General features: G+C 35.2%; 9 protein-coding genes. 6 read left to right on the forward strand and 3 right to left on the reverse strand.

Features of this window, described 5'->3' with window-relative positions; genetic code table 11:
* Positions 1–71: 71 nt before the first annotated feature.
* Positions 72–842 (reverse strand): MBL fold metallo-hydrolase, encoded by a 771-nt coding sequence (locus QP953_RS13530; protein ID WP_309555433.1) that lies wholly within the window; start codon positions 840–842, stop codon positions 72–74.
* A 126-nt stretch (positions 843–968) separates the two neighbouring features.
* Positions 969–1,544: a Crp/Fnr family transcriptional regulator gene (locus tag QP953_RS13535; protein ID WP_309555434.1), complete on the reverse strand. Its 576-nt coding sequence runs from the start codon at positions 1,542–1,544 to the stop codon at positions 969–971.
* 463 nt (positions 1,545–2,007) lie between these two features.
* On the opposite strand from QP953_RS13535, the gene QP953_RS13540 reads away from it, so the two are divergent.
* Together QP953_RS13540 and QP953_RS13545 are read left to right on the forward strand one after the other, a co-directional pair.
* Entirely contained in the window at positions 2,008–3,807 is a 1,800-nt protein-coding gene (locus tag QP953_RS13540; protein WP_309555436.1) for a transglutaminase-like domain-containing protein, read from the forward strand.
* Between the two features lie 15 nt (positions 3,808–3,822).
* Complete coding sequence (locus QP953_RS13545) at positions 3,823–6,009, forward strand: DUF3857 domain-containing protein (protein WP_052599037.1); 2,187 nt, start codon at positions 3,823–3,825, stop codon at positions 6,007–6,009.
* A gap of 69 nt (positions 6,010–6,078) precedes the next feature.
* Here the strand turns inward: QP953_RS13545 and prfB are convergent.
* A protein-coding gene (prfB, locus tag QP953_RS13550) for a peptide chain release factor 2 (protein ID WP_156039855.1) occupies positions 6,079–7,165 on the reverse strand; the annotation gives its coding sequence in 2 pieces (ribosomal slippage) (positions 6,079–7,104 and positions 7,106–7,165; 1,086 coding nt in all).
* A gap of 929 nt (positions 7,166–8,094) precedes the next feature.
* Here prfB and QP953_RS13555 point away from each other — a divergent pair.
* The 4 genes from QP953_RS13555 to QP953_RS13570 all read left to right on the forward strand — a co-directional run bounded on the left by QP953_RS13555 (position 8,095) and on the right by QP953_RS13570 (position 13,632).
* Positions 8,095–9,153 (forward strand): OmpA family protein, encoded by a 1,059-nt coding sequence (locus QP953_RS13555; RefSeq protein ID WP_309555438.1) that lies wholly within the window; start codon positions 8,095–8,097, stop codon positions 9,151–9,153.
* A 9-nt stretch (positions 9,154–9,162) separates the two neighbouring features.
* Positions 9,163–10,026: a peptide chain release factor N(5)-glutamine methyltransferase gene (prmC, locus tag QP953_RS13560; RefSeq protein ID WP_309555439.1), complete on the forward strand. Its 864-nt coding sequence runs from the start codon at positions 9,163–9,165 to the stop codon at positions 10,024–10,026.
* 45 nt (positions 10,027–10,071) lie between these two features.
* Positions 10,072–12,453, forward strand: coding sequence for a M14 family zinc carboxypeptidase (locus QP953_RS13565; protein WP_309555441.1), 2,382 nt, complete (start codon positions 10,072–10,074; stop codon positions 12,451–12,453).
* 204 nt (positions 12,454–12,657) lie between these two features.
* Positions 12,658–13,632, forward strand: coding sequence for a transglutaminase domain-containing protein (locus QP953_RS13570; protein WP_309555443.1), 975 nt, complete (start codon positions 12,658–12,660; stop codon positions 13,630–13,632).
* The last annotated feature ends 284 nt before the right edge of the window (positions 13,633–13,916 follow it).

Consider the following 13,916-nt stretch of genomic DNA (forward strand, 5'->3'; position numbering starts at 1 on the left):
AAAGCCTATTTTTTATTAAATTTTATTTTTATAATATTTAGTATGTTGATTTGTATTATTTTAAAGGTGTTTTAGGCTTGGAAAATAATGGATTGCCCATCGTCAGGGATGAAAACTTTTGGCATAAGTTGTTTGTTGGTCATTATTTCTCTTAGTTCTTTTCGAGTAGTTGGACAATGATTGATTGCTTCTAGATGATTGATGATAACTTTTCCAGGAGCATTTTGCACAAATTTAAGGATATCATCTAATGTCATGAGCAAAGGTTGAAAGAAGTCAAGCTGTGCGGCGCCTCCAGGGATAACACTAATGTCAGGTTTGTATTCCATCAGAACTTTGTGAACATGTTTGGTGTAAATAGTATCAGAGCTCAAATAAATAGAGGGATATTGAGGAAGTTTTAAATAAAATCCCATAACATTTCCCATTGGTTTGGCAACAAAACCATAGCCATGCTTTGCAGGAATGCCTTCTAAGGTTCCATTCAAAAAATTAACTTCCTTCCAGTAATGGATAGATTGAGAAATAGTTAGCCCCTTATTTTTGAGAATAGGCGCATCTTTATAACTACAAACAACAGGGATATTTTGTGTAATTAGAAACTTAATACCAGCAGTATCAAGATGGTCAGGATGTCGATGCGTAATAATGCAATGGGTTACTTTTTCTAGTAAGGAACGACTTTGTTCAGGAAAAGGGGCAATAGGATTTCGTTTAGCTTTAAAACGGAATAATGTAAAAGGAGGCATGGTTGCTTGAGGTCCAAGCATAGGATCTACTAAAATGAAGTGATTGTTCACTTCAATAATCATTGTTGCGTTTCTAATGTGATGAATTTTCATAATTATGAGTCTGTTAAATAATAAATGAACCATTAACAATAGTTAGCTGTGGTGCTACTATGTTGTTAAATAAGTAATGCTCATCACAAATAGACTCAAATTCTACGTTTAGTTCATTGATTCAGATCAAGAAATTCGTTTTCTAATTCGACTCAATGTTTCTGGTGTAACACCTAAATAGGACGCAATATGGTACTGAGGAATTTTTTGCAGCCAATCGGAGCGTTGTTGCTGTAGATTTTCATAAAGTTCCTCTGGTGGTTTGGTAATACGGTTATATTCTAGCAATTCTTGATGTTGCAAGATTTTCAAAAAAGCTGCTTCAATAAAAGAGCGTCCACAGTTGTGTTTTCTTAGTAAGTTCGTAAAAGTTTCTTTGCCCAAAACTAAAACTTCTAATTCACTCAAACTTTCTTGATTCCTTTTAGTTGTACTGCCATGTATGAAAGAAGAGAAATCAGTGATGAATTGAGGGCGAGTAAAAAAGTTGATGTTTGTTTCTTTGTGTTTGCCAATATAAAACTCTCGAATGGTACCTTTGTTAAGGAATCGTAATGTTTGTTCTTGCGTTCCTTCTTGCAGCAAAATTTTATGTTTAGGAATCGTTCTAAGTTCGAAAGCTGCAATCGTTTCTTCTATGCCCTCTCGGTTTAATGGGTAGTTGGTTGAGAAAAAATCAGAGAGTTTTTTTGTGTTGGGCATGGACATATTTATTAAAACTAAAAAAGCAATTCATTTAGGTCAAATGAATTGCTTTTTTATACTATAGATTTAGGAAAAGCTATTTTAAAAATTAGCTTCTATGACTCCTATAACAACAAAGAGAAGTAAAAAGTTCACTGAATGACCTGTTTTTTATTAAATTTTATTTTTGTAATGTATAGTTGGTTTGTAGTTAGGTGTTTTTGAAAATTACACAGTTTTTTAAAAAAAAACGAAAACGACGACTTGGTTTTATCGAGAAATAAAACCATTCGATTGGAACAAAAAAAATATTTATTTGTTGGATAAACCATATAATTTGATGAAAATGGAAAGTTTTCATTATTTTTACTCAAAACAGAACTACTAAATCATGAAAATGCAAAATTTGAAATGGAGGATTTATTTTTTCCTCTACTTATGCTTACCACTCTCAATAATCGCTCAAGAATCTTCGGCCTTAATGGAAAAAGCAGCGACTATTTTCCCAGAAGAAGGTCTTATTTTAACAGAATCGGTGATTCATTTTAAATTCAAGAAAGAGAAGAAGACAAAGAGTCTAGTTGTTGTCGAAGAGCGATCAGAAGAGTTTTTAAGCTTAAAAGGCAATCAAAAGTTTAGCTATGTAGTTCATTATGATGATTATTCTACCGTAGATAAGTTTGAGACGAGTGCCTTTGTAAATGACGATTATTATCAGTCTAATGATATTTTTCACTCCGACATTCGAATGCAATATGCCAATTATAGTTTGCGTCAAAAAGGCTTGACTCGCTCTATAAAAACCGAAAAGACTTACAAAGACATTAAGTACTTGACCAAAGTATATTTAACTTCGCCCCAAAGCGCCTTACAACGCACTATAAAATTTACAATTCCCAAGGCTTTTGATGTTGATTTGGTGCCCGTTAATTTTGATGGTTATACGGTGCATAAAACGGAAAACGAGAAAGGCAACAATTTAGAAATTGAATATTCTATTGAGAATTTAGACGGATTCTCGGACGAAGAGAGCTTGCCAGGGGCAAGTTATATTTATCCACATGTTTTGATCTTACCCAAAACTTACAAAGACAATGATATTAGTGAAGAATTTTTTAATTCGCTCGATGCTTTGTATGCTTGGTATGCAAAGTTGGTGGCAGAGGTAGAAAATAAGCCAGAAGAGTTGAAGGAAATTGTCGAGGAATTAACGGCTTCTGCTGGTTCGGATGAAGAAAAAATTAAGAACATATTTTATTGGGTACAAGACAACATTCGTTACATTGCTTTTGAAGATGGAATTGCAGGGTACCAACCCGAAAACTGCCAAACGGTGTTCTTTAACCGATATGGGGATTGTAAGGGAATGGCAAATTTGATGAAGGAAATGCTCAAATTAGCAGGCTTCGATGCTCGATTGGTTTGGTTGGGAACAAAGTCTGTGGCGACCAATTATTCTACGCCCTGTCTTGCTTCTGATAATCATATGATTTGTGCTGTAAAACAAGGGGATGATTTTATCTATTTGGACGGGACAGAAAAATACACTCTTTTAGGGGCGTATGCTGAACGAATCCAAAACCAAGAGGTTTTAATTGAAGATGGTACTTCGTTTATAAGAAGCAAAATCCCAACACAGGAGCACCATAGAAATACTAGGGATTATCAATTAAAACTTAGTATGAATGCTGATAATGCTTTGGTTGGGTCGGTACAAATAAGTGAAAAAGGAGAGGCAATGTCTAGGATAATGTATTTGTACAATCAAACAAGAACAGATGAAAAAGAGGAATCTTTAAAACGTTATTTAGCTTTGTTTGATAAGTTTATTACCATCGAAAATATGAAAGTGCCCTCTATGGATCGTTCAATGGATGAATTGATCTTGGGAGGAGATATTATAATTAAAAATAAAGTTAGTACCTTTGATAATGAGGTTTACCTATATTTAGATCCATATCGTATTTTTGAGCATTATGACTTAGGTGAAGATCGCCAATTTCCTCTTTGGATGTCTCATAAACACAATGACCATGTCCGAATCGAATTCCAACTGCCAGAAGGATATGAGCTAGAAAGTGTGCCCGAGTCGTTTGTGGTTGAAAACGAAGATTTTCAATTTGATTTGGACTATAAATTGGAAGGAGCAAAAGTCCTCTACTCTGTACAAATCCAAATTCCCAATTCAGAAGTTAAGAAAGAAAACATAGCAGCTTGGAATAAAGCGATTCAATCGTTAAAAGCAGCTTATGATGAACCAATTGTTTTGATAAAAAAATAGAAATAGATTTTACCCATGAGATTAATAATTTTAGCTTGCGTTAGTTGTTTATTGTTCACTGCTAATGTATTAGCACAAAAGGATGTTTCTAGTATACTCCTTGAGGACTATACCCAAGAAAATGTGCAAGAATATTGTTGGGAGCAGCATGCTTATAACAAAGCGGAGGAAGAATATCCTGAAGATTGGAACAATCAATCGGCTGTTTTTTTGCGTTACGAACGAAAGTATGAGATTCGTTTTGTCAAAGCGGTTGCTTATGTTGCTAGTGCCAGACTGCACGTATCTTATATTTCACATTATCGGGTTAAGATTTTGGATGAAGCTGCTTTGGAAAACTTTTCTGAAGTGTATTATGTTAGTGGTGCCCATGGAGGATACAATATGTATGACGAGACTAGGGATAAGGAGTTCATGAACATCAAGATTATTAAGCCTAATGGTAAAGAAATCATTGTTGATAACAAAGAAATTATTGAAGATGACAATGGTAAACGAAAAGTTGCGGTACCCAATCTAGAAGTAGGTGATATTTTGGACTATGCTTTGTATACGCATGATTTGGCGACTTCTTTTTTCTATGGTGTTATTGATGAGTTTACTCTAAATCGAGCTTATCCAATCAAAGATTTTAATTACTCTGTAACGACTGATCGAGACTGGGATGTTCAATTTACATCTGGCAAACACGAAATTAATTTGTCTGAAAAGACGATTAATGATAACTGTTTTGAATTTTCTATTCATAAGGAAAATGTAGAAAAAATCAATTCGACAAGATGGAACTATTATTATCAGACAGGACCTTATATTCGAATGTATGTTGGCTATTCCAAAGATAACTTAGCCCTTCGAAGAACAAAGGGAGGAGCTTTACATACGTCTTCACTAAAATCAGAGGATATTATTGATACGTATAGAGATTATTATGAAAAAAGTAGAAGTGCTTTTAATGAGTATGCTGCTTTTAAAGGCTATTTGAGACGAAAATATAAAAAAGAAGAAATTTCGAAGACTAAGACATTGGAGGAACTGTACTATTATATGCGTCATCATTTTACCAACAAGCACTATGTGTACGATCGTTATTATGGGAATGCCAATAGCTTTCGAAAGCTTTCAAATATTGAGTTTACGGGACATATTATTTATGCCCTAAAGAAACTAAAAATTCCTTATGATATTGTGGTCGTTGTAGGACGTCAATCTGGTCGTATTGAGGATGTTATTAATAAAAACCAGACGGATTATCTGATTCGAGCCAAATTGGATGATTCTAACATCTATTTTTATAGACCTAATCCTTACACGCGTTTTAACCATTTTCCCTTTCAAATTGAAAATGCAGAAGGGTATGTCGTAGAGGCAGAAAATACAAGAGGGCGTAAGTTGACAACTAAAAAGGCGTTGTTGCCCGCTTCAGATTATAAGTCTAACATTAGTAGGCACGAAACCAAAGTGCATTTTAAGGAAGATGATATGATGGTGTTAAGAGCAAATTCTAAGGCAATTCACACGGGGCACCATATCGAAAGTTACCAGTACGATGTTGTTGATTGGATGGATATGATTTGGAATGAGAATAAGTTGTACAAAACCAAACTGTGGGGACATCCTTCTAAGGATAAGAGCTCAGAGATGAAAAACTTTATACAAGCTCAAAAAGAAGAAAGAGACGAAGCAATGGAAGCGATTGCTCAATCACATTTTGACTTAGGAGAGGGGAATACAGAATTAATTGCTTATGAGGGCTTGACAACAGCTAATACGATTGATGAGAAGAGTTTGGAGTACACATTTGATTGTGAGTTGTCGGATTTGGTCAAAAAAGTAGGACCAAATTATGTTATCAAAGCAGGGCGTTTGGTTGGTGGACAGCTTATTTTGGCGGAAGATGAGATGGAACGAACAGTTGATATTCACATGAATTACCCTAGAGGATATGAGTATGAAATCGAGATTACGATACCAGAAGGATACGAAGTGAAGGGGTTGGATAATTTTACAAATAATATTGACAACGAAACAGGCAGTCTAAAATCTTCGGCTAGTCTTAATGGAAATATTCTAACTATTACGTTTAATAAATATTATAAAAATAATTATGAGCCTGCCAAAAACTGGGATATGATGAAAGCCTTTTTGATTCCAGGAGGTGAATTTTTGACCAAAGAAATTTTGTTAAAGAAAAAGCGCTCGTAAAAAACGAAAAGATGTAAGGTCGTGAAATTAAAAATACCAATTTGAACCTTTCTCAAATTGGTATTTTTTTTACAACATATTTTTCAAAGCCATAAGTGTGGCTTTTAAAAAATCATCAATGTCGCCATCCAATACACGTTTGACATTGTGAGTTTGATGGTTGGAGCGATGATCTTTGATCCGTTTATCGTCCAAAACGTAAGAACGAATTTGAGAACCCCATTCGATTTTCATCTTGCCCCCTTCAATTTCTGCTTTAGCTGCATTTTGTTTCTCAATTTCCAACTGGTACAACTCAGATTTTAGCATCTTCATTGCTTTTTCTCGATTTTTGTGTTGAGAACGTTGCTCTTGACATTCGACAACCAACCCAGAAGGTAAGTGTCGCAAACGAACAGCAGATTCAGTTTTGTTAACATGCTGTCCTCCCGCACCACTTGCTCTAAATGTATCCCATTCTATATCAGCAGGATTAACTTCTATTTCGATGCTATCATCGACCATAGGATAGACAAATACAGAAGCAAAAGAAGTTTGTCGTTTTCCTTGGGCATTAAATGGACTAGGGCGAACCAGGCGATGAACCCCATTTTCTCCTTTTAAAATACCATAAGTGTGCTCTCCTGTAATTTCTAAGGTAGCGGTTTTGATACCAGCTACATCTCCTGCTTGATAATCCAATTGTTTTACTTTGTGTCCTGATTTTTCAGCCCACATTGTATACATTCGCAAGAGCATTTCAGCCCAATCGCAACTTTCTGTACCACCAGCTCCAGCGTTAATTTTCACCATACAACTCAGCATATCTTCAGGCTCACTAAGTGTAGACGTGAATTCTAAATCATCCAAGATTTTTTGAGTAGCTGAGTATTGATTCTCTACCTCTTCTAAGGCAACATCTCCAGCTTCATAAAACTCTTGCAAAACTTCTAAATCACCTAAAGCAGTAGCGGCTGCATCGTATTTTTTTAGCCAAAATTCTTTTTCGCTAATGCTTTTTAAAATACTTTCGGCTCGTTTGGGATCTGACCAAAAATCAGGGTCATAAGTATGTTGTTTTTCTTCATTAATTTGCATGCGTCGGTTATCGACGTCAAAGATACCTCCCTAATATGCCCAGCTGGCTTTGAAGTTCTTTTAATTGATCAATTGTCATAATATTGTGGTCAGATTGTGATTTTAATTAAATATTTAAAGATTAATTACAAACCGAGTCATGTATCTAGCCAGAAGTTTATGAATGCGTATTTTCGCTTTTTTAATGAAGGAAAATATTAGAACTGCTTGCTTCTCATAAAATCGATTTGTGGTAATCGTTACTTTACATTACTTCATGGAAAAATTGCATTCGTTTGACTATTAAGAAAGTATGCTTTTATTGTTTGCTGCTTTAAAAAATTGATAATCAAAATGATGCAAAGATGCTTTTTTTGTTTCGTATAAAAAAACGAAAAAAAGCATGATGTATTAATTTTATAGACTTGCAATTATAACGAATTAGTTTGTGCATTTTATATTTTTTGACAAAAATCACTTATTTTACAACATTATATTTAATAGTAGTGAGTTGCACTGCTACTGTGTGGTGGTTGCTTTTTTATTTTTTTTACGAAAAGATAAAAAAGTAGATTTATATCAGTCTGATAATTAAAAAAATATCAAGAAATGTAATAGCATTGCAATTTGTTGATTATCAACTGCACAGCACCCCTTAAAAGAAAGCTAATTAATATATAATTATAAATATTCTTCGTTTTTTGCAAATTGTATAAAAAAACTGAAACTGTTGGCATCTAAAATAAAATAGGCGAGCGGCTATACAGAATTTAGAAAATGCGTATGATTTGCTAATGAATAATATTGTTTGAACAAAAACTTACCAAACGAAATATACTGGTCTGAAATCGGCAATTTTTTACTTAATTATAACTCAACCAATAGTCTCTTAATTTAGTTCACAAACCTATTGAGCTTTGTTTATTATATTCTGCTCAGTAAGTTTAGTTTTACGGATTAGTGGACTTCTATATCAACAAGTCAAAACATTCAATCATTAGATTTGATCGCATTTAAATACGGAACTTTATGAATGCCAAATTTACCCTCGTCCTAATTGTTTTTTTTATATACTTGTCTACTACTTCCGCCCAGCGAAAACGGTATTTGTTATTATATTCTGAAGCTATTTATTTTAATTCAGGATCAGCTAAAATATTGCCCAAATTTAGAGCAACCTTGAAAGAAGCTGCTGAGGCTATTAATAGTGATAAAGAAGCAAGAGCTTGGATTCAAGCGCATACTGATTCGCTAGGAAGTTACGAGTCGAATCAAGCTTTATCGGATCGTCGTGCCGATGCTGTTTACAAAGCTTTTTTTGAAATGGGTGTTGATTCCTTACAACTAAAAATAGATTCTCATGGAGAATATGTTCCTCTTAAAAGTAACGGAACGGCTACAGGAAGGGCACTAAACCGAAGAGTAACGATTGAGGTAGTGCGCCCATATGTGCCTAAAGAAAAAGAAGCGTCTATTTGCGTTGTCAAAGGAAAGGTTGTAGATGCTACTAACAACCAGCCATTGAGAACACGACTGATTTTTAATTCTTTAGCTGGAAAGGATACCATTGAAACAGATGAATATGGGGCTTATGAATATCAGGTGGAAATGGAAACGAATGTAGAAGTAAGAGCATACACCAAAGGTTATTTCTTTGTTTCTAAGTTGGCAAAGACCAAACATAAAACGACAACAAAATTAGATTTTAACCTAGAACCTGCCATTATTGGTGGAAAGATGGCTTTGAATGATTTGTATTTTCAAGGAGGAACTCCTTTGTTGATGAATGCATCTGAAAAAGCTTTAGAAGGAGTGGTTGCATTTATGAAATACAATTCTAACTTAAAAATAGAAATAGGTGGTCACATAAACAAACCCAACCAAGCACCTGTACCTCAAAGTTCTTCCTCTTTTAAATTATCAGAGGCACGGGCAAAGGTTGTACATGCTTATCTGATTGAGCACGGAATTAGCCCAGATAGGCTCACTTATAAAGGGTATGGAAATTCTGAGATGATACATCCTAGAGCTAGCAATCCTGTGCAGGAACAAATGAATCGCCGAGTAGAATTAAAAGTAATTGAATAGATAGTGAATATGCATGAACTAAAGCAAGAATGGAGTGCTAAAACCTGTTTTTTTTACCTAAAAAAAGAATTAGAACAGGTATATGAAGAACGAGAAGCAACAACTATTGCACAGTACGTTTTGGAGGATGCTTTTAATATTAAAAATCCCATCAATAGCATCCAAATGATAACCAACGAAGAGAAAAGCGAGTTGGAGCGAATGGTACAAGAGTTATTACAAAGAAGGCCTTGGCAGTATGTTGTTGGTACAGCAGACTTCTACGACCTGAAATTAGAAGTAGATGAAAGTGTGTTAATCCCTAGGGCAGAAACGGAAGAACTGGTTTACGCTATCATAGAAAAATATGTTGGTCATGCTCCAAAAATTTTGGATATCGGAACAGGAAGTGGTTGTATTGCGATCGCATTAAAAAAACAATTGCCACAAGCCACAATAACCGCCGTAGATGTATCTAAAAATGCACTAGCTCTTGCGCAAAAGAATGCAGTGAAAAATAAAGTTGAGATAACATTTCAACAAGTTGATATTTTGGATACCGAACAAATACAAAAATTACCTCAATATGATTTAATTGTGAGTAATCCTCCGTATATTCAAAATTCAGAAATGTCATTGATGCCAGAACATGTTTTGGCTTATGAGCCTCATTTAGCACTTTTTGTTACCAATCAAGACCCCCTTCAGTTTTATACTGCAATTACCGATTTTGCAAAAGAACATTTGTGTACAAAAGGTTGGCTATATTTTGAAATTAACGAATATTTTGGTGCTGAGGTATTAGCGTTGTTAGAAAATAAAGGGTTTGAAAATTGCGCCTTGTTACCAGATATGTCGAATAGAGATAGAATCGTTCTAGGACAACTACTTTAAGTTAAAGTAGTAGACGATTGATACATTACCACAAATATAAAAAGTATGAAAACGTATTGTTTATTTATCCTATTCTTTTTAGGAACGTCTACTATTTGGGGGCAGCAAGAGAAGTATTCAAAACTTAGAGTTTATTTGGATAATCGCTCTGCGCAAGATTTGATGCAATTGGGGGTAACTTGTGACCATGGGCAACATCGCCGGTCGGTCCATTTTGAAAGTGATTTTTCTCAATCAGATCGTCGATTGCTAGAAACCAATGGCTTTCGTTACGATGTATTGGTAGAGGATGTAGCGGCTTATTATGCAGAACAAAATGAAATAGGAAATCCTCGAACGGCTAATTGCAACCCTAATACAGGGGCTGGGGCATATACTCCGCCCGCCAATTTTGCATTGGGAAGCATGGGAGGTTTTTTAACCTACCAACAAATGTTAGATAATTTGGATAGCATGACAAGCAAATATCCTAATCTTATTACGGCTAAAACAGTTATTGATCCGAACAACCTAACGCATGAAAATAGACCAATCTACTGGATTAAAATATCAGATAATCCCAATGTAGATGAAAACGAACCTGAAGCTTTGTATACGGCCATTCATCATGCTAGGGAACCACTAGCATTATCACAGTTAATTTACTATATGTGGTATCTACTAGAAAATTATGATACAGACACAGAAATACAATACTTGTTAGAAAATACAGAGTTGTATTTTGTTCCTTGTTTGAATCCCGATGGCTATGTGTACAATGAGTCTACGAATCCTAATGGAGGAGGAATGTGGCGCAAGAATCGCCGAAACAATGGGAGCAGCTATGGAGTAGATTTGAATCGAAATTATGGCTATGCCTTTGCTCATGATAATGTGGGATCTTCTGGCAACCCTACGTCTGATACTTACCGAGGACCATCTGCTTTTTCGGAACCAGAGACTCAGAATATGCGTGATTTTTGCAATGCACATGATTTTACGTTTTCTTTCAATTATCATACTTATGGGAATTTGCTAATTTATCCTTGGGCGTATAACGATCAATTAACACCTGATTCTAATGCCTATCGAACGTATGCTAGTATTATGACCAAGGAAAATAAATACAAGTATGGAACCAATATGGAAACGATTGGTTATTCTACGAATGGCGATGCTGATGATTGGTTTTACGGAGAGCAAACGACAAAAAACAAGATATTGACAATGACTCCAGAGGCGAGTCCTGACGGATTTTGGCCCGCAGCATCTACTATTGTAGGGCATTGTCAAGGAACGATGTGGCAGAATTTAGCAATGGCGCATCTTTTATTAATTTATGGCGAAGCAACTGATAAGAGCAATGCTTTGATTACGCAACTAAATACTCAAGCGAATTTTGATTTGACACGTTACGGAATGATGAATGGAGTATTGACGGTACGTGTTACGCCTTTGTCAACAAACATTGCGTCCGTTGCCAGTCCCAAAGCCTTTAATTTGACACAATTTGCGACGATACAAGACTCTATTACTTTTAATTTGGTGCCTACAATTACTAATGGAGAAACAGTGCGCTATGTATTGGAATTGGACAATGGGTTTTATACTCAAAGTGATACAATTGAGCGCATTTATGGAAACTATGCGGTGGCATTTAATGATGATGGAAATACATTGTTGAATTGGACAAACCAAGGTGCTAATTCAAATTGGGAAGTAACGACTGCCGATTATTATTCACCAACAGGCTGTTTAACAGATTCTAGAATAGGAGGTTATGCTAATAATACAACATCTGAAATTGTGCTCAATCAAAGCTTTGATTTAAGCACGGCAACAGATGCTAATTTAGCATTTTGGGCGAAGTGGGATATTGAGGCAGATTATGACTATGTGCAAGTAATGGCTGCTGGAAGTAATGGTATTTATAAGCCCTTATGTGGTTTGTATACAGATATAGGAACCAATAATCAAGATCCCAATGAACCGTTATACGATGGAACGCAATCAACATGGGTAGCTGAAAGAATGTCTTTAAACGAGTTTTTAGGAGAGTCAGCAGTTCAAATTAAATTGCGTTTAGTTTCTGACGTTTGGGTCAATGAGGATGGTTTTTATTTTGACGATTTTACAGTGAATATGCTCAGCCCAACGGTTGGAAATCAGCAAATACTAGGGAATACGATATTAGAATTGGGACAAAATCAACCGAATCCAGCAATTCTGAAAGCTTATATTCCCTTAGAGATACCTTCGGATGTTGAAGAAAACATTACCCTACAAGTTACGAATGTTTTAGGTCAAAAAATGTATACAGTTGTTTTAGATAAGCAACAAAAAGGAATTGAGATAGCGGTTGATAACTGGGAAGAAGGTGTTTATCTTTACCAATTGTTAGGCCGACATTATCAGTCTGCTCCTCGTCGTATGGTGGTGATTAAGTAGTAATTTATTCATCGTTTTTTAGATTAGTAGTTCGTTGATTTTTTACTTTTTTACCAAAAAGATAAAAAAGCACATTTATATTAGTTTGATAATCAAAATTTTAACACAAAACGCAATAAATTTACAACTTATTGATTATCAAACTAATAAAGTTTTTCAACGAACTATTGTTAGATATAACAACCTACTTTGACACACCAATCCATGAAAATTAAGTTGATATTTTGGGTGTTTCTATTGTTTGTCAATTCTTTGTTTAGTAAAAATTTGATCAACACTGAATTGTTACATTATGCAGAAAATTGCCCCCAAGTCTTAAAAAAGGATTTGAACAAATTAGTAGCATATTTAAAAAAGCCAACTAAAGATCAATCTGAAGCAGTTGAAGTATTCTTTTATTGGATTACTAAAAATGTAGCGTATGATGTCAAAGGTTTGGCAGACGGTTCTTATCTGACTCAAGAGTCAAAACCTTTAGAAACAGGGGTTGCTGTATGTCAAGGTTATGCCGATTTATTAAAAGATATGTGTGTCGTCGCTAAGATAGATTGTTATGTAATTGTTGGCTATGCAAAGGAGCGATTTGCGAATACTAGAGCAAATTATAAAGACACCAATCATGCTTGGAATATGGTCAAAGTAGATGGTGTGTACAAAATCGTAGATGCTACTTGGGGGAGTGGATATGTTAGAGACGATATCTTTTATGCAGAACTAGAAATAAGTAATCTTTTTGCAGAACCCAATTATTTACTGGAAAAACGGTTGCCTTCTGACCCCAGATGGCAATTAAAAGATTATCCTATTAGTTTGGGAGCGTTTGCTAAATATGATTCTGTACAAACAATGCTCTCTAAAGCGACCATTTATTATAATTATAAAGATAGCATTCAGGTCTTTGAAAACTTAGATTCTAACCATCAAGCTATTGCAACAGCTATGAGTGCTTATCGTTTTAATCCAACCATTCCTTTGGTTCAAGAATTAGCCAATACTTATTACAGAGCAGCATACGATCACTCTAAAGAAGGTTGCAGCCCAAACGAATTGAATATTGCTATTGTCTATTACAAAAAAGCAATTGATTGGTACAATGAGCTAGAAGACGAGGAAAAAAAGAAAGAACATAAAAAGTCCTGTTATAGAGGAATTGCATTTGCGCAGTACCTTCTAAAGTAATCCTTTATTGATTACCTGTGGTGCTACTTCGTGGTAGCTCCCTGCGGTCGTGAGAGCGCAAGCTTAGTTTTTTAGTTTGATTATTAGGTTTTTATGCTCGAAATGCTCGGGGCGTATTTTGCTGACAATCAACGACGAAGCCCTCACACGGTACCACGAAGTAGCAGCGAACCGAGCTGTGCGAGCTCACGACCGTAGGGAGTAACAAAGCTAACTAAAAGCGTAGCGCTCACGAAGTAAATTAATACGATTTTTTAACGGAGTGATGCTAAAGAAAAACTACA

The organism is Aureispira sp. CCB-E, assembly GCF_031326345.1.
Taxonomy (GTDB): Bacteria; Bacteroidota; Bacteroidia; order Chitinophagales; family Saprospiraceae; genus Aureispira.